Here is a 24980-nt window from a genome sequence, read left to right as displayed (position 1 = left end):
TATTAGCAAAAGTATAGGGTGAATTTTGTTCGCCCTATATGTTTGCACCCAATCTCATGTATTAATTGAGGTAAAATTTTCTATGCAAAATACCAGAAAAAGCAGAGTTTTACTTTACGGCAACATTAACACCAAAGATTATCGCGCTAAAACCCTAATCGAGATTCTAGAAAATCTAAAGTATTGCGTTTCATTGGTATCTCCTGATTTTTACAGATCCAGAGAAATCAAACAAGCTTTATCAGTTGAAAAATTAATGATTGTATTCTGTTGGCTGGAGCTTTTTATTAAAGCTGCTTTTACAGATGTAATTTACTTGCCACCCATGAACGCTAGATTTATCAAAAGTGCTACTTGGGCAGCAAAAATATTTAACAAAAAACTCATAGTAGAAATGTATTTCTCTCTCTACGACACATTAGTTAGAGATAGAGAAACAATGAAAGAAGGTAGCAGACAAGCTGAAGCAGTCAAGCAAAAAGATATATTAGCTCTTACAAAAGCAGATTATATTATCCATACCTCTAACTCGGAAATTGATTACTGGGAAAAACTACTAAATATTAGTATTAATCGAGAGAAAGTATTTATATCTCCCGTATGCAATGTTTCTACCTTAATTCATCAAAGAGAATTTCAGCAAGATGGAGTATTAAGAATTTGTTGGTGGGGGACATTTATCCCGTTGCATGGCTTAGATAAAATCCTCCAAGCAATGAAGATATTACAACAACAAAATTTAAAATTTACCTGCGTTTTATTTGGCATCAATAACAAATTTTATACCGAGTACGAAAACAAAATTAAATTAGCCCAAATAGAACATCATGTTTTCTTAAGAAAAGATTTAAGTTTCGCCGATGATTCCTTGCCAAAATACTTAGTAGAAAAATGCGACTTAGCATTGGGAATATTTGGCGATACGGATAAAGCCCGCAATGCCGTACCGAACAAATTAATTGAAGCATTATCTATGAAAATACCTACTTTGACAATGGATGCACCCGCATTGCAAGAATTTTTTAATCCAGGTGTAGACTTTTGGGTTTGCCAAAATTCACCAGAAACGATCGCCGAATCAATCACCAAAATTGCTCAAAATAAAGCTAATTACATAGACTGGGGAAAAACCCAACAAAAAACCTTGAATACCTTTAGTGTTAGTCAATATCAAGACATCCTCAGCAAAGTTTTATCCAAAGCTGAAGAGCGATCGCTTACATAAATAAACATCCACTTTCATCCGCGTTCATCTGCGTTTATCTGCGTTCGTTTGTTCTTATTTACCATCTCCAAAACTATTAACTGGTCACTGGTCACTGGTCACTGGTCACTGTAACTATGCTCCTCCCCAACTCACTATTTGAAGTCAGCGCCTCTAGCTTCAAACGCAAGCATATAACAGAATTTCTGCGCCGTGTAGGCTCTATTATATGTTTGCTATTACTTGACAGTATGGCAATAGCTGGAGCAGCCTTTTTAGCTGTTGTATTGCTTAACGATTTGCCTAGATGGAACGAATTATTATCGCTATTACCAGTAGAAATCATCTTTTCTATCTTAGTAATGAGCGGACTGCATTTATACGATCGCTTGCCTTACAGACAAGCTTACATTTTGGCAGCATTAGGATTTAGCATTCCCTGGCTGGGAGCCTTTTTGATCGGCAACCACTACCACATATTAAAAGACGTAGATCGAATATTATTGCTAGGCTGGTTAATTAGCTTATTTTTAGGCGTAACTGGGCGCAGACTCTACGATACATTCACCCACAACTGGCATATATATAGAACCGCAGGCGCAGCCACTATATTTGTAGGCGATACAGCCGCAGCAGCCGATTTAGAAAGCACATTCCCGAAAATATTGCCAAATTTGCGAGTTATCGGGCGCATTTCGCCGACAGCCAAAAGACGCGATCCAAGTGCAATTGGGGAAATCGACGATTTGCCAGTATTATTCGATCGCTATCAAGTCCGCTGCTTAATCTTAGCCGCTTCTGCGCTGACTTCTGGGCTATATCAAACTGTCATGCAATATTGCGATTATGCAGATATCCAACTATTAGTCCTGCATCCACCTTTATCTACACGCAAGAGTTTAGGCGTTTTCAGCCATCGGGTAGGCAATACACCGATTTTAGAGGTGCGCCAATCGTGGAACTATACACTGCAATTTATCGGCAAACGCATTGTTGACTTTGTGGGTGCTGGTGTAGGATTGCTGGTTCTCAGTCCCTTTTTGCTAATAATTGCGTTAGCAATTCGCTTCGATTCACAAGGTGGGGTATTTTTCCGCCAACAACGACTAGGGCGCAGCGGGAAGCCTTTTTTAGTTTGGAAATTCCGTACTATGGAGGTAAATGCCGAACAACGGCTGAAAGATTTGGAACAACTTAACGAGTCGCAAGGGGGAGTGTTATTTAAAATCAAAGCAGATCCCCGCGTTACCCGAATTGGCAAATTTTTGCGTCGAACAAGTTTAGATGAGTTGCCGCAACTATTTAATGTCTTGCAAGGTCACATGAGTTTAGTTGGTCCGCGCCCTCTGCAACTGCGCGATTGCAATTTAGCAATTGAATCTAATCGAGATGATTTTATCAAACGTCTCACCTCAATGCCTGGAATGACTGGTTTGTGGCAAGTCAGCGGGCGGAGCGAAGTTGCTTTTGAGGATATGTTACGCCTGGATTTGCGCTATATAGACCGTTGGTCTTTATTTTTGGATCTGCAAATTATTTGGCGCACTATTCAAGTTCTGTTGACAAGAAAAGGCGCTTATTAAAGCAGTGACCAAAATAATTCGCGCATTACGAATGCGCGAATGCAATTAATCATTAATTCATTTGGGTACGGGGTCCCTGACTTCAATCATGAGGTGTTAATTACGAATTACGAATTGCCGCTTTGCGGCTTGACCAGTTATTTTAATTGTTGGGCTGGGCGTGGGGACTTAAACCTTGCTACAAAAGTAAAAACCCCGATTCCTGGTGCGAAATCGGGGAATAGTTTTTAAACCACACACAACATAACAAGGAAAACTGCGATCGCTTCTCTACCTTTAGGAAGAATGCTAAGAAGCACTCGCCAAGAAGTTAGTTAATGGCGTACCACCTTTGCGACCAACCGCAGGAATTTCGCGCATTTGCACTGTCGCTTTACCTGTACCATCATCAGTAATAGCTGTACCAGTGCCTTGATGTCCGTTCGTGACGAACAATTGGGGATGATCGAAGGGGGCTTTTTGATAGCGAACGCGATCGTCTGTTAGCGCTCTCATAAACGCAACTAGCGCGTCTTTTTCGGCGTTATTTAAGCCCAAGTTCTCAATATCTGGATCGAGGTTAGCGATATTTTGCTCGTGGAAATCACCGCCACGATTGTAAAAATCAACTACTTGGCGCAGCGTCAATTGTCCGCCGTTATGGAAGTATGGGGCTGTTAGTTCCACATTTCTAAGTCCTGGAGTTTTAAATGCGCCATCTACAGCAACGCGCTCGTTGGGGCTAATAGGCGGGTCGAGATTAGGATCGTTAAACTTGCCTTGTTGGGCTAACCGCGATTCTGACAAAGGATTGCCAAAAGGATCTAAGCCGCCTAGTCCTAAATCTTCTCTAGTCGGTCGCACACCAATATCATAGAAGCCGTTGTCATAAACAGCAACTTCACCATCACCCATCACCATCCGCTCTAGTCTTTCATTTTTGACATTTTGGACTGAAGCATTGGTAAATTCTGGACCACCATGACAGTTGATACATTTAGCTTTGCCTTCAAATAACTCTTTACCTAGCTTTTGTTGAGCGCTCAAAGCATTTGTATTGCCTTCCAAGTACCTGTCTATTGGTGCATCGTCAGAAACTAAAGTTGATTCGTACATCTGCACTGCTAGCCCAAAAAATAGTGGGAAGTTGTACTCCATTTGGGAAAACTGAGTTATCGAGCTAGGATCGGCAGTTCCTACTTGACCTGTAAATGTTGGTTTGCCGCTAGAATCGATGGTAATTAAGCGATCGCTTTTCCACCACTGAGGTTGAAAGGCAGCTTGTACTAAGGCGTTGTATTTTGCTCTCATCCCTGGCATGGGAGACTTACTATAAGAACCTAATACGCTGTCGTCAGGATGGACTTTTTGCCTATTCAAAGGAACTAAAGGCAGCATTTTTTTACCTAACAAGCTAAATGGTTTGCCTTTGTAAGACATTTCCACTTCACTTAACGGCGGTCCTACTGCTTGAGAAGCTAGGCTAGCGTTATCTAAACTAATCTGCACCTCTTGCAATTCTCCAGAACCATCTGCTTTGACAACTTTGGCATTGACATCCCTTTTCCCAAAGGGGTTAACACCATTAAAATCATTTTGCGCTCTACCATCCCAGAAGTTGCGGAAGTTGAAGACAGCATTAATAGCGCTGGGGCTATTGCGTCCGGTTACGCGCAATAAGTTAGTGTTATTAACCTTAAATACTGGATCTAGGTCCGGTACACCTACTTCTTGCGCTCTGCGTAGGAATATATTGGAAAATAAAAAGCCAAATAATCCTTGCGAACCAGTAACATCGTTGCGATCGGATATTACTGTTGATTTGCGATTGTTGATGTCTGCAAGTTTGTGGAATGGATAGTCGCTGGGTTTGAGTTGGTAGTTGAGTCCGCCTAGCTCGAATGCTGTATCGGGATCTGGGCTACCATCTGCATTTACCCGCAATAATCCTGGGCTGAGTTGATGTTTAGAACGGCTATCGGCTCCAGCATGGAAGTGACAGCTAGCACATGATTGGGTGTTGTCGCTACCTGTTTGCATATCCCAAAACAATGCTTTGCCAAGAACGATCGCGGCTGATTCGTTGCTGACAAATTCTGCCAGATTACTAGGTTTGGGAATCGGTACGGTTTTGAGCGAGGCTAGCTGATAGGAAGGTGCAGCATCAGGAACTTCTTGCGCCCATAGCGTTGCAGACATACTTTGTCCTACGATCGCCGCGATCGTCAAGAGCATAACTATGCCTAGCCGTTTTTTGAGTAATTTTGATACCTTAAATTTTAACCAGTCGAAAACCGCAGCACCTCTATGAGGTCTTCGACTCTTTTGATGTTTAGTCATGTATCGTTTTTTACCTGTAATTTCTTCAGTAATTGTTTTGTCGATTGCTATTTGCTGTTAGCTTGAAATACACCTAGCTTTAATAACTGGTAAGACTTAGAAATACGCAAAATTCTCTGTTACTAATCTGCGTAACTATATGCGTCTGTTAGTAGAAAAACGCTTGAACATTTTTAGACTGCAGACAACTATCTGCCTTAGCTGAGTATCTAAATTACATTTGTATAAATTAGCTAACTACAGCGTTTGCGCCTAAGTAGAATCACTACTTATCTATGAGGAAATATAACACGCTAGTTTTTCAGTCAGGAAAACTTTTACCAAACTTTAGTAAAAATAAGCACACTGTATGATTTTGATAAAGATGCTTGGCTCTATAAGAGTTTATAGTCTTAAACACTAACTGTTGCAGATTATAGCTATTCGCTAGTTAGTAGAATGCGATCGCTTTAGTGTCAATTTAAGTAATATTTATTACTTTTCTTTAACCGAACTTTAAGTATAACTATTTAGTCTTTGCTGTAATTTATGCTTGTAAAGCTTACTGAAACTATACTTGGGTTGTTGCAAACTCAGGCACAATTATGTTTTTTCCGCAAACCTCAGTAAATTTACTAGCCACACCTAAATTTTTGTGACAAGCTTGCTACTGGTAGAAGTCATCTACCCTTCTGTAGAAATTACTTAAGTATTTCCCACATATTTGCAGTAATTAAATATACAAAAAATTGTTGCGACACATCTCCACTGCAAGCTCAAAATTTAGGAGAAAATTTTCTATGCGTACCTCTAGATTTGTCAAACATTCAACTATAGCCGCAGGTATTGTAAGTTTACTAGGTTTATGCAATGCTAACTCCGCTCGCGCTGCTGTGCTTAACGGTGGTTTTGAAAGTGGATTTAGCGGCTATACAACCATAGGAGATACGATCGTGCATACAGGCTCATTTAAGAGCAAATACGGTAACGGCAAGTCTCAAGCAGTAATTTCCAACACTCCAGGCGCAGAAGTTGACTTTACATTTTCTGGTAAACCATCCGTGTCTGCCTCTGCACTCGAACAGTTTTTAGGGTTAAATGCAGGTAGTTTAAATGCGATCGCAACTAATAGCGCAGTTGAAGGATCGGCAATCAAACAAACCTTCTTTGGCAATGCTAAAGATACTATATCGTTTGATTTTAGCTTTCTCACAGACGAGGATACATGGTCGCAACAAGACCACAACAAGCCCAACCCCAATTACAACGATTTTTCCTTCTTGACGTTGCAGTTTGAAGATGCGCCAGCGTATGTCTTTGCGCTAGCCGATACCTACTCAGATTTCACTAATTCATACACAACACCATTTATTTACGAGACAGGTTTTCAGAACAAATCGCTATCATTAGCGGCTTCCGGAAACTACACAATCGGCTTTGGAGTTGTTGATGTTGGCGATGAAAGTTTCGCTTCTAGCTTATTGGTTGACAACATTAAACTCACCTCATCGCAAAACAAACCCGTTCCCGTACCTTCATCAGTAGTTGCTTTAGCAATGTTTGGGTTTAGTGCTTTTGGCACGTATATCAAGCGCGGACAGCGCAAGTTAAAGGCATAACAGCAAAAATCCCCGATGTAAGTATGCGATCGGGGATATGAATATTTTAGGTCGCTAACACTACATTTGCCGAGACTCAATAGTATTAGTCAATCTATCTAATGCGCCTGTCAGCTTTTCTTGAGCGATCGCTGCTGGATCGGGCGCAGCTTGTGCTGCTTCAGCAGCTTCACCACTGCGAACAAATCTTCTTTTGGCTTTCTCAAAAGCACGAATTAGGAGAAAAATACAAAAAGCAATTACCAAAAAGTTAAGGATTGCTGCCAAGAATACGCCGTATTTGATGCCGTTGATTGACAAATTCTGCAAATCGTTGACTTTAGCTGCTTGCAAAGCAGGTGTAAGAATTGCTGGAGTAATAATGTCTTCCACCAAGGAAGTGATAATTTTGCCAAATGCGCCGCCGATAACTACCGCAACTGCCAAATCGATGACATTGCCTTGCATGATAAACTTGCGAAAATCCGCCCAAAAGCTGTTATTAGCGCGTACCATAGGTTTTTATCCTGTAAATCCACAAGTTGACTTTAAATAGGTGGATTATACAGGCTATTGCTGTTTTAGCTCAATTGCGATCGCCCAAATCTATAGAAAGTTTTTATAGTCTGCATAATAAATTAAACTTTAGACAGATGCAGAAGGTAGCAGTTAACCTGTGCTTAGGGTGAACTGCTACCTGCTTTAAGTTATAAATTGCCAGAGAGTGTTTACTTAGCGCTAGGCTTAAGTGCCAATAACATCTCCACCTGGCTAGTAGAATCGTTAGGACTGCTCGCACTCATGCCAATACCGCGAACTGAGTCTATAATTGCTTTACTCTCAGGCGGAATAGAACCTACTTGACCTTTGGTAGCAGCTACAGCAAAGGCTTTTTCTACATCTAGGTAGAAGTAACCACCATTCGGCTTGGGGAATGAACCTGTAACAGATTTAAAGGTATCGCTATTATTTAGGAGTTGGCTGGGTTTATTTGCGATCGCATCAGAAATCGGTCCGCCAAAAGCCACAAACACTGTATCATTATCCAACCAGCCATGTCCTAACAAAGCGCCTTGGGCGGGAACTTGCCACTCAGTAACGCTTTTACCGCCAATATCTCTCGGTGCTACGCTAACTAAACCAGTTTTAGCAAGATTATCAAGCTTACTCAAGGTAGCTTCTGCTTGGGGGCGATTGGTGGTATCAATAATTAATGCTCCCCCAAAGCCTACAGGTGCTAATAACCCTTGTTGTGAAGAAATAGCACCAAAGGCAAATTCCCCATCCATCCAGCCGAAAATATCTTTATCTAAGTCGAGGTTGTAGTTTTGCAGTTGCACTCTCGCTAAATCTAACCCTAAATTCAACTGGGGAATATTTTTCGCTTGTTGGCTAAATGCATTCCAACTCTTACTAATACCTGCGCCAGAGACTACAGCGATTGTCTCGGCGGGAAATACTTCTAGTAATTTACCTGACGAAGTTTGGTACTGATTTTTGAGCAATTGCGGATCGACATCTGCAACAGCTTTCATTCTCAAGCCTGCATCATCTACCCCAATACCTGCAGCTAGCGCTTTAACTTGTTTCAACTGCGCTAAGGCTTCTGGGGGAATTTGCGCTGAATTGGGGCTACTTTTGATTAATTGCTCTACTACACTACCGTAGTCAGGTAGATATACTTGAGCGAGGGGATTTTTTAAGTCAGTACCTTTAGCAAGCAAGCTACTTGCACCTTGTTTGCTAGCAAAAGAAGGTTCGCCTTTGAAGGTATCAATTGCTTTTTCGATCGCTTGCTTGGTAGGTGCGATCGCTACATAGTCGTTATTGATAATTGTGCTATATGTAGGCTGGCTTGTACCTTGGCTACTCTGGGTAATTTTTAGCCCTTTGTAATCAGTTTCTTGAGTTTTGACATCTTTGAGGGCTTTGAGCTTATTGGCAAAGTTCAAAGCACTAATCTTGTCTCTAATTTTGACTACCGCTAGCACGTCAAAGGGTTCTGAAGATGCTGGCGTTGCTTGCGTAGATTTAACTGCATTAGCTGGCAAAACTGCAACCATTACCCCACCAATCCAGGGCTTGATGTCTTTTTCGTAGTCGATATTAGACTCCGTTAAAGCTTGTTTATTAAGATCTTGCAAGCTTTTCATCACCAAGTCTTGCGCTTCTTTTGTGCCAAACTTCTGCAACTTTGACCAAGTTTGAGCATCAGTAGAAATGAAGCTTGCCATTAATGCTTCATCAGGGACAATTTTGGCACTAGCTAAAGGACTAGAACCATCTCCAAACCCGCCTCGAAAATAAACATAAGCAGTTACACCGCTTGCCACGACTACACCAGTAGCAAGGACGGGAAATAAAAGATTAGATTTTTTTGCTGGCATTATATTAACCGTAGATGTCTAAAGTCGTGGGATAAATAGCGATAACTAAGCGACTATATCCTTACTTCACGACAAACGGTAAAAAATCCGCAAATTCCTTTATAAAGAGTTAGCGAGCGCCTTACTCAATTACATCTAAATAGCAATTAAAATGCTGCCTAAAACTCTACATCTTTGCTTTTTCAGCTTCGCTCGTTTCCGCATCTATATAGTATAGGCGACGGTAGAGTAATTCTAACTGACCGCCATATTCTTGAATTAGTGCTATTTGCCGTAAATACAAGCCCCGAAATGCATTAGCAAACAACAAGGTAAAAATAGCCACAATTAGCCCCGATGCTGTAGAAACCAGCGCCTCGCTAATTCCTGAAGTAACTTGTGCTGATTGACTACCGCCTACCTCACCAATATTTAGAGAAGCAAAGGAAGCAATTAAACCTAAAATTGTACCGAGTAACCCTAGCAAAGGTGAAATGCTAATAACTGTGTCAAATAAAGTGTTAAATCTTTTGAGTAACGGTATTTCTGCTTGAGCTTCGCTTTCTAAAGCGAGGCGAAATTCATCTGGTGTTGGTTGTTCTAGTATCAGCGCCGCGATGAAGATCCGCGTCATAGGTAAGTCGCCGTTTTGCTTGAGCTTATCTAATGCTCCGCCCATGTTTCCCTGGCGGTATAGCTGCAATACGCTTTTGACAACTCTGTTTTGACGTTTGTTCAGACGCACCCAAAAAGCCAGACGCTCGATAACTAATGCGATCGCGATTATCGAAAGTCCCAGCAGTGGATACATCACTATCCCGCCTGCTGCGAATAAATTTTTAAATTCCATATAACTTGGTTTTTAGCGCTACCCTACAAGCTGGATCGGGAGTATCTGATGTATTGAGAATAGTCGCAACTAACTCTTGCTTGGCGATCGCAGGCTTTAGAAGCAAACATAATAGTTTTCCGATTATAAAACGAGTAAATTCCTGTGTCAAAAGACAAGCTGTCAAACTTCGACTAGAGATTAGAGTCTTAAATATTGCAACTGCAATCGACACTAGGCTAAAGATTTAAAACTTGCATCTAAAAATCAAATCTAAAAATATTGATGATTTTTAGGAGTAAATATATGTATTGACGCTCTAGACATCTATAATTAACACAAGTAAATTAATGACAATAGCACTCAATAAACTATGAGCTTATCAAGCATTGCTAGAGAGCAGCGAGAAAAAGAAGCAAAAAAACTCAATTCTTTTCTAACGCTCGGTTTAATTGGCTCCCTAGCTCTGCACATAGGGGTGCTAAGTCTAAATATTGGCAATTTAACCAAAAAAGTAACGGAAATTAAAGACGAGCCACTAGAAATAGAGATCGTCGAACTACCAGATCCGCCCAAGGAAGAAAAACAAACGCCACCAACAAAAATAAGCTCGACTAGCAATAATAATAGTGACGCGATCGCTTTAAGCAGCAATGAGATTACAACTACAAGAGCATTTACACAGCCAGCGCGATCGCCAAAAGCTGCAAAAATCGCTCCATCTCAACCTTCAATTAAGGCTGAAAAGCCACCTATAGCAGTTGCACCTATTAAAGTTGAACCGTTGAAAACTCAACCAATTCCCCAACAAAAGCCCAAAGCAACTATAAACCCCCAGCCACAACCAGTTGCTAAAGTAACTGCACCTACAGAAATTGTTACTAAACCAAAACCTACTGTTAGTTCTCCACCCCTTATATCTGCAAGTCCAAAACCAGCGCCACCAATCCAATCAGCTAATCGCCCCACATCTCCAGCACAACAGCCAAGCGATCGCCAATTAAGAAATATACTCGCAAGCACCAGAAACGCACAGCCAAAGCCCAGCAATAGCGTTCCAGTAAGTAACCCTGGTGAAATAAGCGATCGCCAAAGCAATATTGCTAATAAATTGAGAAATCAAGCAGGAAGTAATCCTGTAGCTAGCACAACTAGAGGCACAAGTAATACTACCAGTCAAACTACTCCAGGTAGCGGTTCGAGTAGTAGTGCTAATAGCAGTCGAATTGCTAGAGGTAGTGGCTCAAGTAGTAGTGCTAATAGCAGTCGAATTCCCACAGGTAGTGCAAGCCAAGGTTCTAGAGTCACTACAAGTCGAAGAAGTGGCTCAACCGTACCTACAGCAACGCAAAATTCTAGAGCGACAAATTCTCAACCAGATAGTAATCCAAACTCAAGAGCATCAGACGGTATAGGTTGCGTTCGTTGTAGCAAACCAAAATACCCAGAAAAAGCGCGGCGACGGGGCTTGGAAGGCAAAGTAGAAATTAGCTTTGATACAGACAGTAAAGGTAATGTCACTAAAGTGAGGTTAGCGCGTTCTAGCGGACACTCAGAGCTAGATAAAGCAGCTTTAGCCGAAGCAAAACGGTGGAAATTGAAGCCTACAAACGGTGGAACGCGGGGTGTTGTCCCCATAGACTTTGCCATAGAGGGATCGGAGCGATCGCGCCAACGTCGAGAACGGCGCAAAAAACGTCAACAAACCGAGCAAAGACGCACTACACCAACTACAGAAACAGCAAATGCACCGAGATCGTCGCGTCGCATTAGAAATATGACACCCAGCGAAACTGCATCTTCACAGCCTCTAACTCGTCGCATCAGAAATAGAACATCTACTCAAAACGCCACAGCACCGCGTCGCACTCCCATAACTACGTCACGGAGGCGTGTAGAAACCCTAGCACCACGTAGAGCGGGAGACGTACCACAACGCCAACGTCAAAGAGCAGCAACATCGCAAGCTAATGGTCAAAGTAGATTGCGTCAATCTTTGCGCCGTCAGCGCCCCGCTGCAAATCGAGCTACACCCCAAAGTCAAACAAAACTGCGGCAATCTTTACGTCAATTGCGATCGCAACCTCCAGCCAGTTCAGCTAATGAGTAGATAAATGCGTGCAAGTATGAAAGGGAACAACTAATAAAGGCAAAATTGGTAACAACCAATTCCAAGACCACAAACTAGAGTTGAGAACGTCTACATCTGATGATAGCAGCGCATCTATGCGTTCTTGCAAGCGATCGCGCGTAGCGCTGCAACTAAAAGCAGTACAGCAACTATCGGCAAACATAGAGCAATTGCTAGCTACTTGCAACAAAGATTCCGCCAAAATCAGCGGGTCTACTTGTTGCGCTGCCCAATAGTCGGCACGCATTTCCCGTAGTAGTAATAATTCTTGCCATAATGCTTCTGTTTGGGGCAGCCAAGCAGTATAAGAGCGCACCCAACCAAGCCAAAAAAACCAGAAAGGATCTGCGTAATAGCAATGTCCTTGTTCGTGTTTAAACACCGATTCTAAATGCTCGTTGTCTAAGGTGCGTAACAAGCCTTGAGTGACAATCAATTCCGGTTGCCACAAGCCCACTAAAGCACTATAGGGAACAGGATTATCGAGAACGCGGCTACTTACACCTAGTAACTTATGTTGAGGACAATTGCGAATTCGTCTTTGCAACAGCCAACTTTGGCTAGCTTGCTTGAGTAACAAAATGCCCGCTAGTCCCAGAAAACCTGTAGCTAGCAGGTAACTAAATCGTCCTTGCCACTCCCACAGCAGGGGTACTTCTTCCGCTCCCATATAGACTATAGAAATAGCCGTCATAGTTAGTAGCAGTGGCGGCAATACGAATAACGACATCGCCTGTTGCCACCGTCGATCCCAACTACATTGAGAAGCAGAAGAACTACGAGTTCTTAACCACCCAGTCAAACCCAAAGCAGCCAGAATCATCATTAGATGCATTACTTTTTCTCCCTTGCTTGACGTACAGCATCAATTTTTTGGGCGATCGCTCTTAATTGTTCTACACTAGCAGCATCTAGGTTATCTGCGAACGCGGCGACAATTTCCAGGTTGCCCACAGCCAAAAACTTATGTAATTGCTCGTGAGCTTCAATTGCTTGTGCTTGCTGCTTGGTCACAGTTGGTCGCCAATAAAAAGCACGACCTTGTTTATGGCACTCTAGCCAGCCTTTTTTTGTCAAGCGGTGCAACACAGTAGTTACAGAAGCATAAGCTAATTCTCGATCTGGGTCAGCCAAAATGCTTTCATGCACATCTTTCACACTTACGCAACCGAGCTTCCAGATGATATTTAAAATTTCTGACTCCAGCGGACCTAGAGATAGTTGTTTAGGACGGTAATTAGGTAAAGGAGCCACTTACATTAAACCTTTTTTCTATTTACTTGCGATCGCAAATTGCCCAACCTTAAGTTTGACAGCTTGTCTTTTGACACCGACGGTTACTTTATTTACTTTAATATAAGCTCAAATTAAATTAACTCAAAACTTGGGAATTTCTTACTTTTAGGCTGTTGTGCCAATAAGTAGATGAATTTCCTGGTTTTACTATGACAATATTGTTCAATTCATAAGCATGAAATTATATTTCCTTCTGCCAAGCATTGTTTTATTTAACTATGTGTTTATATCCGCTGCTACAGCTAAACAAATTACGTTAGCAGACTTAAAAAAAGCAAATAATAGCCCTAACTACGAACGACTAATTCAAAAATTGAACGCAGCAAAAATTAGTCAATCTAATATCAAGCCTGCTACTGAAGCAAAGTTATTAGCACAGCAACCTGACGATCTAGAAGAAAGTCAAACAGAAGAAGAAATAGAAATTGATGCTAGCGACGAAAGCGATTCTAGTCCTAAAAATACACTAGAATTTGAGTTAGAAGTAGAGGGAAAAAGAGAAACTTTTTCGCCAACATCCTCCCCAGTTTACGAAATTACTACAGAAGAAATTGAACTGCAAAACCCCAACAGTTTAGCAGAAGTTTTAAGAGGATTACCTGGATTTGCAATCAACGACGTTGGTTTTGGCGCAGACATCCACACAGGTACATACTTTCGCGGTAACTCTATTAATCAAACAGTATATTTGCTTAACGGCAGACCAATTAATAATAATATCAATACCTATCATGGCACTACCGACTTAAATAGTATTCCAGTAGGTGCAATTGAAAAAGTAGAACTATCAAGCGGCACAAGTTCGACGTTATACGGTTCGGAAGCCTTTGGCGGCGTTGTCAACATTATTACCAAACAAGGACCAGAAATTCCGACTTTTAACGGTGTAGCTGAATTTGGTTCTTTCAAACAGTCTCAATATCGCGCTAGTTACGGCGGTACTTTTGGCTCTTTGAGGTTCAACTTAGGCTATGAAGAGTACGAAGCAGAAAACCGCTACCGCGTACCTGAAGGCGCAGCAAACCGCGACGCGGAAGGATATTTATTTAACGGCGATACTTCTACTAGCAACTATTTTGGTAGTTTAGGGCTAGATTTAGATTCTAGAAACACCCTAAGTTTGGATGCATATAAAATTAGCAGCCGTAGAGGGTTACTTTATTTTGGTTTCCCTTTGCAAAGAGATAGATTAGACCACGATGTACTTAATGTTGGTTTATCTTGGCGCTCTTTGCTGGGTAATGGGGAAGATTCAGTTTTAAAAACAACACTTTCCTACAACCAAGACTACTTTAATACCTACGGACCGACGCAAAACGTTTTTTACCGCACAGGTACGCTCAATTCGCGCGGACTTGCAGCTAGAGTAGAACACGATTGGCAACTAAACTCTAGTAACAATCTGCGTTGGGGAGTAGATTTACAAAATCAGGACTTGAATGGCGATGTTTTGAGTACAGCGCCTAATCTCAGCCGCCTAAATGAATCAGAAAGTAGAGATAGGTTTAGCACCGCCCTATTTGCTTTAAATACGTGGAAAATTAATAATGCATTGCAAGCCGATTTAGGTTTGCGCCAAAACTTTAATAGCGAATTTGGCAGCTATTTAAACCCCAGCGTGGGCTTGAGGTGGGCAGCTAGCGGTAATGTTGCCTTACGCGGTAGTTGGGCGGGAGTACAGCGCAATCCAGGCTTAGATCAGCTATATATTTTCGATACAGTACATAACTGGTTGCCTAACCCAGATTTAGAACCAGAAAAAGGATCCTCTTGGACAGCAGGAGTAGATGTTAAATTATCTCCTAGCTTGACTGGACAATTTACCTACTTTGGTAGCAGTTTAAGCGATCGCTTGGGCATCCAAAACGGGCGTTGGGCAAATATCGGGCGTGTCAATACCAACGGTTTAGAAGCAGCGCTAAGGTGGCAAATTAGCCCCCAGTGGTCAACTTTCCTCAACTACACTTATACAGATGCCAAAATCAAATCGGGTGCAGAAGCAGGGTTGCAATTAGGTTTAATACCTTTTTCAGTAGCTCAATTTGGTGTAGGCTACAACTCTAACGGCTGGCAAGTGAATTTGTATGCAAGTTATTTCGGCGGGGCGCGTAGAGCCTTCTTTCTCAATCCTGGCGATAGTAATACTGATTATTCGCCTTCGTTTTTAAACTTAGATTTAGCAGCGCGAGTACCTTTGTGGCGAAATTTGGGTTTAAATCTTTATCTAGAGAACTTGGCAGATGTGCGTTACGAAAAATCTAACCGCATCTATCACCCTGGTTTAACTTTTCGAGTTGGTGTTTCGTCAGATTTTTAGCTTAAGGTGGTGTCAAAAGCGAACTAAGATCCAATACAAAGCCTGGTAATACGTCTTCACCTGACAAAGTTACTGGGTTTTCTAGTATTTCCACATCACGATTGGGGCGATATATTTCTACTCGTCGGGCTTCTACATCAATCAACCAACCCAAAAGCGCACCATTGTCTATATACTCTTGCATTTTTAGCTGAGTTTGTTTGAGCGAATCGGTAGGAGAAAGCAACTCCACGACAAAATCAGGGCATAAGGGCAGAAATTTGCGCCTTTGCTCAGGAGTAAGGGCTTGCCAGCGTTCTAACTTCACCCACGCCGCATCAGGGGCGCGGACTGCACCACTAGGTAACGTAAAGCCACCATTAGAGTCAAAACCTTTGCCTAAATTATGCTGTTTGTTCCAAATTCCTAGCTGCACCGAAAGCTCAAAGTTATTGTTGCTAGTTTCTCCCCCTGTTGGTGGCATAATTAACACTTCTCCCGATGCTGTGCGCTCAAACTTCAAGTCGCCATTATTCTGACATAGCTGAAAAAACTGCTCGTCTGTTAGATCGATAGTTAATTGCAATGTTGGCGGTAAACTAACTGTTACTGCATCCATAGCTTAATCTAGGTAAAGGCATACTTTCTAATCTAACTATTTTTAACGGTTTCCACACTAATAATAAAAAGCACTGACTCAAGCTTAGAATAATAATTACAGTATTGTAGTTGAGAGCGATCGCAACTTAACAAACACAATATAAATGCTGAAGAATTAAAACGGCGCTAAGGCTTATGCAAAGTCTCTTTACATAAGCAAACTTAACTAGGTAGAAATAATTAAATCCAGTCTAAGGCAAGCAAGTTTAAATAAGTTTTGGCACAAATCTCAACAGAGTTTAATAAAAGGAGAGTGCCCATTTTTCAAAAACTTCACTTTTTATTGGCAATCTTAAAATAGATTGACCAAATACTTAATTAAGAAATTATTTTAGTAATTTTCAATTTTAAGTTCTAAATTTATCATTTAAACGGGTTATTCTTTTTCCAGGTGCAGCATTACCTAAATATATTTGGCGAGACTTGCCAGGAATAATAATCCATCCTAGCTGTTGTAAATGATTTTTTAGATTAGATATTGTTACACCTAGCTCATCAGCTATTGCATAAAGGTGCTTCCAGTTAGTTAAATCCCGTCCGACTTGCATTTGCTCCAAAATGTACTGGGGCATCAGTAAGTAGCTTGCAAATCTTTGAGCTTGCCATTCAATTTTTTGCAGTTGTCCGCTAACACTACGACACAAAAAGGGTTGCATATTGACTTCTAAACCCTGCTTGATTCTTTCTTCAAATATACCAGCTACGTTTCGATCGATATGAAGTTCCCAATGTCCAATTTCATGCGCTAACGTAGATTCACCAAATCCTCCCTTTAGTTGAGGAATATCTTCATTTAAAACAATTTGGCGCTCTACAGGAAAAATTAGTGCTGCTATTTGCCCTTGTTTGTCAGCAGGGATGCTTTCCCAACAAACCCCTATATCTAAAAAATCTGCAACACGAGTCGCATCAAAGGGCCATTTTGGAGCATATTTAGGAGTCTCCTTCATTCTTTTAAGCAGGTTATTTGCCTTAGCTTCAATCTCTGTATCTTGAATGAAACGATACGGCTTGAACAAGCTCAACTTTGTGTCTCCTCAGTTTCTATTTGTGTAGCTTCCCGAAATATCCTTTGGGCAAACTCAGGATTTTCCTGCATTCGCCGGAATAGAGCGGGCATTGTTTTATAATTTTGCTTGATAAAGTCCTCATCACGCTGAGGAATACGACCAGCTAAAAAAATTAATTCTTCTTTATTTAAATCTAGATAGTGTGCTAGTTGTTGTATTACATACTCTTTGGGCGGATAATCTGCGCGATCGTTTTCCAATTTAGACAAGTATGTAAAATCTAGCTCTACCAGCTTGGCTAGTTCTCGTTGACTGTATCCCTTATCTTTACGTGCTTGACGGATAAGTTGACCAAAAGTTTGACCCACGTTTTTAACCTACTTGACTCTATATCATATTAAAACTTGACGAAAAAATCAATATGAGGGTACTATTGTTGTTGATTAAAAAGCCAACTACAAATACAAGATTTATGGCGTGGCGACCTTCTGCAAGTTTTCACCTTTGGTCATTATTTGAGCCAGCGATAGGGCAAGAAAGCTTGCATTGCGATATGAAACGAGGCTTTAGTAAAGCACGTTCCCAAGAGCCAGCTATTAAGGCTTTGAACGAGACAAATACTAAACAGCAGCAAATTGGACATTTAGCACAAAAAGGAGTGTACGAATTCCATCAAAATAACTTGATACTGGATCGAGCAAATAGCTTGCAGCAAGTAACAGAAGCTTTATCTTTAAATCAAGAACCAGAGGAAGTTCGGCAAAGAATAATCAGTGTTTTAAAGAGATATCAAGAAGATCCCATATTACTTGGTAAAGAAATTATTCGTTTAAGTAGAGGAGACGAGGGAATTCCCAAACCGATCTTGATTGAATACAGTAAATATCAGTTTAATTTATATGCAGCAACAGACTGTATTTTTAGAGAGCCAGATGGAACGCTACATATTCTAGATTTTAAAACTGGTAAAAGTGAATTCGATCTAAGACAAGGTTATGTCTACTTACTAGCAGCCAGCTATTTATATCCCAATCAACCTGCTATTGCTTCATTTTACAATCTAGAAAATGGAAAACGGTCAGCAGAAATTGCTGCTACACCTATCCAACTAAAAGCAATTCAAATTGAGTTTTCAAAAATAGCTCAAAAACATCAAAAAAATTTAGCAAGCTATCGCAAAAATCCAGATTTATTTGACCAAATTTTTCCAGCAAATCCTGGGAGTGCTTGCCGCTCCTGCTCATTTAATTCAATCTGCAACTATTCTGTTATAGAGGTTTCTATATGACTGCTATAGTTTCTGTGGCTCAAGAATCGGTACATTTGAGCGAAATTATGCCCCTAAGTATTTTATCGCCACTTAACTTAATGTGTTTCCGAGTAACGCCAGAAATTGATAAAGAATTAGCAAATCGTTTGGGTTTTCGTTTTAGCCGGAAATTTCCTGGAGTTGTTGTGTCATGGCACGAAGGATATTTTTGGGTTTTAGGAACACTCGGTCAACAAATGCCAAGTCCAAGCGAATGGCGAGATGCGATAGCAGAAATTCAAGAAGATTTAAAAGCAGACATTGGCAATCGCTCCTACTCAATCCAGTGGGTACGTCAACCATCAGTAACGCCAAAAGTTTCGGCTGAACTTGCAGGGCAAATATTAAAAGTCAATCGTTCCCTACCAGTTACTCCTATTTTTTCTAAAAACGGAGTAGAAGTTGTACGCAAAGCAGATATATGGGCAGAAACAATTGAATTATTAGACGGACTAAAACCATGTTTAACGCTAACCATTCGTAGCAAGATTGTTTCTATAGTCAATTTGGCAGATTTTTTTGAGCAGCATCCTTATCGGCAAAATCCAGAGCAGCTTTTAGTAGGTTTTAAAGTTCAAGAAATAGAACGCGGTGGCAACTGTACTATTACTGAAATTGTTGGCACGCTTGGAGAACAGAGGGAAGAGTTGATCGAGTTAGCGCAAGGCTCAGTTAGTAAAGCAAAGCTGATAGAAGCGCCAGCAGAGCAACCTGTAGTGAGCGTACAGTTTGGGAAGAATAAAAAGCAGTTTCGTTATCCTCTAGCAGCACTACGCCCATGCGTTACAGCAGAAACCTCCGAGCGATTTCAAGTTAAATATGGAAATTTACTTAAAGTAGCAAAAATTCGCGACCGAGAACGACAAACTCTGATAGAGTCTAATAAAAAATTAGCTCAAGCTGCTTTAGCTAGTTATGGTTTTAAACTAGAGCGCAGTATTAATAGTCGTGAGTATCCAGGTTTATTCTGGCAGCCATCAACTCCCCTTGACCAAACTCCGCTCCTCTTCGGTGGAAATTTTAAAGGGATTAGAGGTCAAGTCCTTGTTGGTTTATCTCAAGGAGGTGTTTACCGCCGACATGAGGATTATCGCGATTTATCAAGAAGCATCAGAATTTCTGCCTTAAAACTTTGTGATTCGAGTGTAGGTGCTTTTTTGGAAGGTACTAATGGAGATAGTATCAAGCAAAGGCTAAAAAAGTATAAATTTAGTAGCGATGTTGTAAATAAAAAACATCTATCAGTTAAAGATTTAAACGGTGCTGTTCTTAGAGCAGAGGTAGAAAAAGCGGTCAATGAATTAGTTATTATACCAACTGATATTGTTTTAGTGTTTCTGCCCCAAAGCGATCGCAATGCTGATGATGACGAAGGTGGCAGCCTCTACCAGCGCATTTATTCTCAATTACTCCGGCGTGGAATTGCAAGTCAAGTTATTTATGATGACACACTTAATAATGTCAATCATAAACAAATTCTTAATCAAGTAATTCCAGGAATATTAGCAAAATTAGGTAACTTACCTTTTGTGCTTGCTGAACCTTTAAAAATTGCCGACTATTTTATTGGCTTAGATATTTCAAGAGTTGCTAAAAAACATCTACCAGGAACTTTAAATGCTTGTGCCAGCATTCGTCTCTATGGTAGCCAAGGGGAGTTCATCCGCTATCAGTTAGAAGACTCGCTAATTGAAGGGGAAGAAGTTCCTCAACGTCTTTTGGAAACATTGCTACCTGAAACTGAATTAAGAAATAAAACTGTTTTGATTTATCGTGATGGTCCTTTTTGTGGCAAAGAAGTAGATCATTTATTGGAGTGGGCTAAGGCAATTGAAGCAAAGTTTATTTTAGTAGAGTGCAAAAAATCTGGAAGTCCGCGACTGTATAACTTGAATGGCAAAAATATCACTGCACCAACACAAGGATTAGCCTTAAAATTATCGCCACAAGAAGCAATTTTAGTAACGACTAAGGTTAACGATAGTGTTGGCTTGGCTCGCCCCTTACGTTTGATTGTGCATCCAAGAGGACATCAAGTGTCTATCGAAAGTGTTTTAGAAACTACGTTGAAGCTTACACTACTACATCACGGAGCCTTAAGAGAACCTCGGCTACCAATGCCATTGTTTGGCTCAGATCGTATAGCTGAGTTACGGTTGAAGGGGATTTACCCTCGTAGTATGCTTATGGGCGATCGCCAGTTTTGGTTATAAATAAAAACAACATTACTACTTTGTAAATGTACTTTCCACCAATCTTCTACCGAGTCTTAATTGTTTAGGAATACTGTCTAAAGTAGCGAAGTAAACCAAACTGAATACTAAGTCAAAGTTACCAACATTGGCATTGAGCAAGGCAATATCGCTAGCAATGTTGGAAACAACCGCCAGAATAACTCCTAAACCAGTATTTAAAATAACTCCATCAATCAAGGCAGCTACAAACTTTCTTTTAAAACTTAATTGATTAACAATAATTGGGCGATCGCTCATAGCAAAATGCAGGCTCCTTGAATTACAGTTAGCGATATTTTTTCAACTTGGTAGGAGTAACAGAATTTAGAAAGCAATCTAACGTTGTTACTCCTCGGCAAACAAGCGAAAATTCACTGAACTATATATGAAGATCCAGTTGACGTGGCTATTTCTACGGAAAAGTGCGCTCCTCGCCTCAGAGAAAAGTGCAAGTCAAAAACGGGCGCGATCGCCCGAAATCGCTCCAAAACTGTCTTTTTCAGTCAGTATCTACCCAAACCGTAACAGCAGCAACAGCAATTAGCATTTCATCGTTTTTATCGTGCAAAGAAGCGATCGCCCGACCTTGAACTACCATCCCGCCAGTCTCTACAGTTAAAGACTTGCGCCCAAAAGGCAACACTGCCAGCACTTCTGCTTCCCGTACTTGTTCGGGATATGGTACGCCTACTTTGACTTCAACGATCATCTTGTCAGGATCGCTCAATCCTGCTACCTCCCAGACACCAGGTAAAGCATTATGAGCGATCGCATTACGTACCGCCCTAGCAGCGGCTACGGTTGGCTCTTGCCCGTGTTGATCTATACCCATGCCCATCTCAATAATTAGGCGTTTTTGCACCATTGTTGTTATTTCCTCAAAACTACCCAATTATTTCAAAATCTCGTACTTACCGCCGTGTTCCAGCGCTTTTTGGTAGGCTGGACGAGCATGAATGCGATCGAGAAAACTCTTAAGCTGTCGATAACTTGCATCTAAGCCTAGCTGCGCCTCTGCTGCCTCTAGTGGAAAGCTCATCGCAATATCGGCTGCGGTAAATTCCTCGCCGACAAACCACGTACTTTTACTTAATTCGCCTTCTATATAGTCAACGTGCAGCTTAATCTGAGGTGCAATCAGTTGGGTAGACGCGCTACAATCTCCTAAATCAAAATGGTTGAAGATCAACTTCATTACCAACAATGGCATTGCCGAACCTTCGGCATAGTGCAGCCAATATTTGTATTGCCACCACTGGTCTGTACTAGGCGCAGGAGCTAGTTTTCCATTGCCATAGCGCTCGACTAGGTACTCGATAATTGCTCCCGACTCTGCCAAAGTCAGCGAGTCATCGGTAATAACTGGAGACTTGCCGAGAGGATGTACTGCGCGTAATGATGCTGGTGCTAGCATGGTTTCCACATCGCGCTCGTAACGCTTAATTTCGTATTCGAGTCCGAGTTCTTCCAACAGCCAAAGGATGCGCTGAGAACGAGAGTTGTTTAAATGGTGGACGACGAGCATAAAATTCTTAGTTAATTGTTCTTATTCATTCTGTAAGAAATTGGTAGTTACTAGATGAAACAAAGCCTCAAGTATTTATTGTTGAGTTTGGGTGTAATTAGCTTAGGTTTTGTCAGCTATTTTGGCTATACCTTATGGCGGATTTTAAATATTGGCACAGCTTACCAAGCAAAACAATTTTGTTCGGGCGTGTTTGTCTCTGGGCGCTCAAAAGAATCTGTTTTCGATCGAGACGTTTTAGCTGAGATTGAAGGCTTATCGGCACTGGAGAAGTCCATTGTCAAGTCAATTCAAGTTAAAATCAATCGATCGCAACAATCTGCAACAGCTAATATTTTCGGCTGGGCAAAACATCAAGCCATCTTTCGTCCTGGGCTTGGTTGTACTCTAGTTATCGATACTACTGAAGCTCGCTTGCGATCGCAAGTGAAGTCACTGCCCCTAGTTCCCCAAAAACTAAACGAAAGGCGATCGCTAAGACAAGTGGACTCAGTACCACCGGAAATTAACCAAAGACAACTTAAACTAGCTCTGGACTCGGTTTTTCGTCCCCAACAGCATACTAGGGCTGTAGTTATTGTCTATCAAGGTCAGATTGTTGCCGAACGTTACGCACCAGGCTTTTCCGCTCAAATGCCTTTACCTGGATGGTCGATGACCAAAAGCGTAACTAACGCACTTGTAGGTATTCTTGTCAAGGAGGATAAACTATCGCTCAAGGATAAAAACCTGATGCCAGAGTGGAGCGATCGCCGCAGCCAAATTACTCTAGATTCAATGCTGCACATGAGTAGCGGACTGACGTTTAACGAAGATGAAGGAAGCCCTCTAGGAGATTTGATTCAAATGCTATTTGGTCGAGCCAATACGGCTGGATATGCTGCAAATCAACCCTTAGCAGCTACTCCAAATACTAAGTGGCAATACTCCAGTGGCACAACTAACATTATCTCCCGTGTTATCCGCAACGCGATCGCCAGCGATGCCGATTATCTAACTTTCCCCCGTCGCGCCTTGTTCAATCGCCTGGAGATGCAGAGTGCTGTTATCGAACCAGATGCATCGGGAACCTTTGTCGGTTCGTCTTTCATGTACGCTACAGCAAGAGACTGGGCGAGATTTGGTCTACTTTATTTGCAAGATGGTGTGTGGGAAGGACAACGCATTTTACCGGAAGGTTGGGTAAAGTACAGTCGCACGCTCGCTGAGCTTGCACCTCAGAAAAATTATGGCGCTCATTTCTGGTTGATGAATGTGGCTGCATCCTCTGAGCAAAACCAGATTCTCACTGCTCAAGGATTTCAAGATCAATACATTGCCATTATCCCTTCACATCAACTCGTTATCGTCCATCTAGGCAAAAACGAACAAGCAACGCGCCAGCAATTCATTCCTCAAATCTTAGCGGCTTTTACGAATTGATTTATCATAACGAAATACCCATAAGCACGTAGATTGTGTAAGTTTCGATCTACCTCCCCAGTAGAATGTATATCACCTTCGGCATGGCTCAAAATCGTAGTTAGTAATCTAAGAGCTACACACACTCAATGCAGAGCAACATCGTTACTTCCATTACTGACAAAGCCATCAACTACGATGAAGCCGAGCAGCAATTTATTCATCTGCTCGATTTAGAAGATTTAGACAGCCAACTAGAAAAGCAACCAGCGCTGGCTGACGAGTTTGAAAAAGCACTTGCAATAGCCATCGATCGCGCTTACAACACAAATTCTAGCGACGACGCGGCGCGCCTATTTTTGCAACGGATACTGTATCGAATCAATCGCCTGCAACTATTTTGGTATGACGATTTGCGCCACTATACCAACGAGCGATCGCTTTATCTGCATAAAGTGCGCGATCGCATTGAAACACCTTGGCAACAGTGGGAGCTTTCCCAGCTAGATGTCGAAGCAATCAAACAAGAAGATGTCAAGCAAGCGTTAACCGAGAGAAGCGATCGCGATCTCGATCCGCCGCTATCTGCTGACAGCATCTACTTGCGCGAACAAATGACTGAAGCTGGCTACCGTCGCGTACTAGCGATCGGCTCTTTTGACGGTTTGGTTGAAGGTAGTCGCCTTTCTCGCATCTTAGGCGGTGCTGCAAATGAAGTCCATGCCACTTTGATGCGGGTACTGATTGAAGAATATGGCAACGGTCGCTTATCGCGCAAGCATTCTACTTACTTCGCGCAAATGCTAGAAGAGTTTGGCATGAATACCGAGCCAGAAGCTTATTTCGATCTAGTTCCTTGGGAAGTCTTAGCTTGCGCCAACCACAACTTTTTGATGACTGAGCGCAAAATATATTTCCTCCGCTATAACGGTGGTTTAACATACTTTGAGGTAGCAGGTCCGGCTGCTTATAGAAACTATCTCGCCGCCGCACAGCGCTTAGAATTGTCTAAAGAGGCGATGGGGTATTGGGAACTGCACATCAGAGAAGACGAACGTCACGGACAATGGATGCTGACTGATGTATCTATTCCCTTAGCCGATCGCTACCCAGATAGAGCCTGGGAACTCGTACTTGGCTACGATCAAGAGAAATTGATGGGCGATCGCGCAGGCGATGCGATCGTGCGATCGGCTAAAGCTGCTGAGTAACAATTCTCTATCGCACATGAAAACCCCCC

General features: G+C 41.7%; 21 protein-coding genes. 9 read left to right on the top strand and 12 right to left on the bottom strand.

Features of this window, described 5'->3' with window-relative positions; translation table 11 throughout:
* Nucleotides 1–82: 82 nt before the first annotated feature.
* Complete coding sequence (locus UH38_RS09935; RefSeq protein ID WP_045054476.1) at nucleotides 83–1225, top strand: glycosyltransferase; 1143 nt, start codon at nucleotides 83–85, stop codon at nucleotides 1223–1225.
* 116 nt (nucleotides 1226–1341) lie between these two features.
* Nucleotides 1342–2787, top strand: coding sequence for a sugar transferase (locus UH38_RS25335; protein WP_144405663.1), 1446 nt, complete (start codon nucleotides 1342–1344; stop codon nucleotides 2785–2787).
* A 288-nt stretch (nucleotides 2788–3075) separates the two neighbouring features.
* On the opposite strand, the gene UH38_RS09925 is transcribed toward UH38_RS25335, so the two are convergent.
* The gene (locus UH38_RS09925) at nucleotides 3076–5106 is read right to left on the bottom strand and encodes a cytochrome-c peroxidase (RefSeq protein WP_052672329.1); all 2031 of its coding nucleotides are present in this window, start codon (nucleotides 5104–5106) and stop codon (nucleotides 3076–3078) included.
* Nucleotides 5107–5885: 779 nt separating this feature from the next.
* Here UH38_RS09925 and UH38_RS09920 point away from each other — a divergent pair.
* The gene (locus UH38_RS09920) at nucleotides 5886–6704 is read left to right on the top strand and encodes a hypothetical protein (protein ID WP_052672328.1); all 819 of its coding nucleotides are present in this window, start codon (nucleotides 5886–5888) and stop codon (nucleotides 6702–6704) included.
* A 60-nt stretch (nucleotides 6705–6764) separates the two neighbouring features.
* Here UH38_RS09920 and mscL read toward each other — a convergent pair whose 3' ends face one another.
* From mscL to UH38_RS09905, 3 genes are all read right to left on the bottom strand, one after another.
* Nucleotides 6765–7199: a large conductance mechanosensitive channel protein MscL gene (mscL, locus tag UH38_RS09915; protein ID WP_045054475.1), complete on the bottom strand. Its 435-nt coding sequence runs from the start codon at nucleotides 7197–7199 to the stop codon at nucleotides 6765–6767.
* A gap of 212 nt (nucleotides 7200–7411) precedes the next feature.
* Nucleotides 7412–9070, bottom strand: coding sequence for a DUF3352 domain-containing protein (locus UH38_RS09910; protein WP_045054474.1), 1659 nt, complete (start codon nucleotides 9068–9070; stop codon nucleotides 7412–7414).
* 166 nt (nucleotides 9071–9236) lie between these two features.
* Nucleotides 9237–9899 (bottom strand): MotA/TolQ/ExbB proton channel family protein, encoded by a 663-nt coding sequence (locus UH38_RS09905; protein ID WP_045054473.1) that lies wholly within the window; start codon nucleotides 9897–9899, stop codon nucleotides 9237–9239.
* A 352-nt stretch (nucleotides 9900–10251) separates the two neighbouring features.
* On the opposite strand from UH38_RS09905, the gene UH38_RS09895 reads away from it, so the two are divergent.
* On the top strand, nucleotides 10252–11988 hold the full coding sequence (locus UH38_RS09895; protein ID WP_045054471.1) for an energy transducer TonB: 1737 nt from the start codon (nucleotides 10252–10254) through the stop codon (nucleotides 11986–11988).
* Here the strand turns inward: UH38_RS09895 and UH38_RS09890 are convergent.
* Both UH38_RS09890 and UH38_RS09885 read right to left on the bottom strand, forming a co-directional pair.
* Nucleotides 11978–12835, bottom strand: a complete 858-nt coding sequence (locus UH38_RS09890; protein ID WP_235355170.1) for a M56 family metallopeptidase — start codon at nucleotides 12833–12835, stop codon at nucleotides 11978–11980. The genes UH38_RS09895 and UH38_RS09890 overlap by 11 nt on opposite strands.
* 8 nt (nucleotides 12836–12843) lie before the next feature.
* Complete coding sequence (locus UH38_RS09885) at nucleotides 12844–13263, bottom strand: BlaI/MecI/CopY family transcriptional regulator (protein WP_045054469.1); 420 nt, start codon at nucleotides 13261–13263, stop codon at nucleotides 12844–12846.
* Nucleotides 13264–13480: 217 nt separating this feature from the next.
* Between UH38_RS09885 and UH38_RS09880 the strand changes: the two genes are divergently transcribed.
* Nucleotides 13481–15622: a TonB-dependent receptor plug domain-containing protein gene (locus UH38_RS09880; RefSeq protein WP_052672327.1), complete on the top strand. Its 2142-nt coding sequence runs from the start codon at nucleotides 13481–13483 to the stop codon at nucleotides 15620–15622.
* Nucleotide 15623: 1 nt separating this feature from the next.
* Here the strand turns inward: UH38_RS09880 and UH38_RS09875 are convergent, their stop codons facing one another.
* The 3 genes from UH38_RS09875 to UH38_RS09865 all read right to left on the bottom strand — a co-directional run bounded on the left by UH38_RS09875 (nucleotide 15624) and on the right by UH38_RS09865 (nucleotide 17639).
* Nucleotides 15624–16220: a Uma2 family endonuclease gene (locus tag UH38_RS09875; protein ID WP_045054467.1), complete on the bottom strand. Its 597-nt coding sequence runs from the start codon at nucleotides 16218–16220 to the stop codon at nucleotides 15624–15626.
* A gap of 388 nt (nucleotides 16221–16608) precedes the next feature.
* Entirely contained in the window at nucleotides 16609–17286 is a 678-nt protein-coding gene (locus UH38_RS09870; protein WP_045054466.1) for an ImmA/IrrE family metallo-endopeptidase, read from the bottom strand.
* Entirely contained in the window at nucleotides 17283–17639 is a 357-nt protein-coding gene (locus tag UH38_RS09865; RefSeq protein WP_045054465.1) for a helix-turn-helix domain-containing protein, read from the bottom strand. The genes UH38_RS09870 and UH38_RS09865 overlap by 4 nt, the downstream gene beginning before the upstream one ends.
* A gap of 53 nt (nucleotides 17640–17692) precedes the next feature.
* Here UH38_RS09865 and UH38_RS09860 point away from each other — a divergent pair, with 53 nt between their 5' ends.
* Together UH38_RS09860 and UH38_RS09855 are read left to right on the top strand one after the other, a co-directional pair.
* Nucleotides 17693–18559 carry a PD-(D/E)XK nuclease family protein gene (locus tag UH38_RS09860; protein WP_235355169.1) on the top strand — a complete coding sequence of 289 codons (867 nt, stop codon included), beginning with the start codon at nucleotides 17693–17695 and terminating at the stop codon, nucleotides 18557–18559.
* The gene (locus UH38_RS09855) at nucleotides 18556–20793 is read left to right on the top strand and encodes a Piwi domain-containing protein (RefSeq protein ID WP_045054463.1); all 2238 of its coding nucleotides are present in this window, start codon (nucleotides 18556–18558) and stop codon (nucleotides 20791–20793) included. The genes UH38_RS09860 and UH38_RS09855 overlap by 4 nt, the downstream gene beginning before the upstream one ends.
* Before the next feature lie 15 nt (nucleotides 20794–20808).
* On the opposite strand, the gene UH38_RS09850 is transcribed toward UH38_RS09855, so the two are convergent.
* From UH38_RS09850 to UH38_RS09840, 3 genes are all read right to left on the bottom strand, one after another.
* Nucleotides 20809–21072 carry a hypothetical protein gene (locus UH38_RS09850; RefSeq protein WP_045054462.1) on the bottom strand — a complete coding sequence of 88 codons (264 nt, stop codon included), beginning with the start codon at nucleotides 21070–21072 and terminating at the stop codon, nucleotides 20809–20811.
* Nucleotides 21073–21313: 241 nt separating this feature from the next.
* Nucleotides 21314–21679 (bottom strand): Lin0512 family protein, encoded by a 366-nt coding sequence (locus tag UH38_RS09845; RefSeq protein WP_045054461.1) that lies wholly within the window; start codon nucleotides 21677–21679, stop codon nucleotides 21314–21316.
* A 27-nt stretch (nucleotides 21680–21706) separates the two neighbouring features.
* A complete protein-coding gene (locus UH38_RS09840) occupies nucleotides 21707–22339 on the bottom strand; it encodes a glutathione S-transferase (RefSeq protein ID WP_045054460.1) in 633 nt (210 codons plus the stop codon).
* Nucleotides 22340–22393: 54 nt separating this feature from the next.
* Between UH38_RS09840 and UH38_RS09835 the strand changes: the two genes are divergently transcribed.
* The gene (locus UH38_RS09835) at nucleotides 22394–23761 is read left to right on the top strand and encodes a serine hydrolase domain-containing protein (RefSeq protein WP_045054459.1); all 1368 of its coding nucleotides are present in this window, start codon (nucleotides 22394–22396) and stop codon (nucleotides 23759–23761) included.
* 128 nt (nucleotides 23762–23889) lie between these two features.
* Nucleotides 23890–24951, top strand: a complete 1062-nt coding sequence (locus tag UH38_RS09830) for an iron-containing redox enzyme family protein (RefSeq protein WP_045054458.1) — start codon at nucleotides 23890–23892, stop codon at nucleotides 24949–24951.
* The last annotated feature ends 29 nt before the right edge of the window (nucleotides 24952–24980 follow it).

Source organism: Aliterella atlantica CENA595, from assembly GCF_000952155.1.
Lineage (GTDB): Bacteria > Cyanobacteriota > Cyanobacteriia > Cyanobacteriales > Chroococcidiopsidaceae > Aliterella > Aliterella atlantica.
The sequence above is the reverse complement of the archived record's forward strand: the minus strand, read 5'-3'. Positions and strand labels throughout refer to the sequence as shown.

Bases quoted from the DNA above. Each gene is read 5' to 3' on its own strand.
- UH38_RS09935 (WP_045054476.1), top strand. From the start codon at position 83: ATGCAAAATACCAGAAAAAGCAGAGTTTTACTTTACGGCAACATTAAC.
- UH38_RS25335 (WP_144405663.1), top strand. From the start codon at position 1,342: ATGCTCCTCCCCAACTCACTATTTGAAGTCAGCGCCTCTAGCTTCAAA.
- UH38_RS09925 (WP_052672329.1), bottom strand. From the start codon at position 5,106: ATGACTAAACATCAAAAGAGTCGAAGACCTCATAGAGGTGCTGCGGTT.
- UH38_RS09920 (WP_052672328.1), top strand. From the start codon at position 5,886: ATGCGTACCTCTAGATTTGTCAAACATTCAACTATAGCCGCAGGTATT.
- mscL (WP_045054475.1), bottom strand. From the start codon at position 7,199: ATGGTACGCGCTAATAACAGCTTTTGGGCGGATTTTCGCAAGTTTATC.
- UH38_RS09910 (WP_045054474.1), bottom strand. From the start codon at position 9,070: ATGCCAGCAAAAAAATCTAATCTTTTATTTCCCGTCCTTGCTACTGGT.
- UH38_RS09905 (WP_045054473.1), bottom strand. From the start codon at position 9,899: ATGGAATTTAAAAATTTATTCGCAGCAGGCGGGATAGTGATGTATCCA.
- UH38_RS09895 (WP_045054471.1), top strand. From the start codon at position 10,252: ATGAGCTTATCAAGCATTGCTAGAGAGCAGCGAGAAAAAGAAGCAAAA.
- UH38_RS09890 (WP_235355170.1), bottom strand. From the start codon at position 12,835: ATGATGATTCTGGCTGCTTTGGGTTTGACTGGGTGGTTAAGAACTCGT.
- UH38_RS09880 (WP_052672327.1), top strand. From the start codon at position 13,481: ATGAAATTATATTTCCTTCTGCCAAGCATTGTTTTATTTAACTATGTG.
- UH38_RS09875 (WP_045054467.1), bottom strand. From the start codon at position 16,220: ATGGATGCAGTAACAGTTAGTTTACCGCCAACATTGCAATTAACTATC.
- UH38_RS09860 (WP_235355169.1), top strand. From the start codon at position 17,693: ATGAGGGTACTATTGTTGTTGATTAAAAAGCCAACTACAAATACAAGA.
- UH38_RS09855 (WP_045054463.1), top strand. From the start codon at position 18,556: ATGACTGCTATAGTTTCTGTGGCTCAAGAATCGGTACATTTGAGCGAA.
- UH38_RS09850 (WP_045054462.1), bottom strand. From the start codon at position 21,072: ATGAGCGATCGCCCAATTATTGTTAATCAATTAAGTTTTAAAAGAAAG.
- UH38_RS09845 (WP_045054461.1), bottom strand. From the start codon at position 21,679: ATGGTGCAAAAACGCCTAATTATTGAGATGGGCATGGGTATAGATCAA.
- UH38_RS09840 (WP_045054460.1), bottom strand. From the start codon at position 22,339: ATGCTCGTCGTCCACCATTTAAACAACTCTCGTTCTCAGCGCATCCTT.
- UH38_RS09835 (WP_045054459.1), top strand. From the start codon at position 22,394: ATGAAACAAAGCCTCAAGTATTTATTGTTGAGTTTGGGTGTAATTAGC.
- UH38_RS09830 (WP_045054458.1), top strand. From the start codon at position 23,890: ATGCAGAGCAACATCGTTACTTCCATTACTGACAAAGCCATCAACTAC.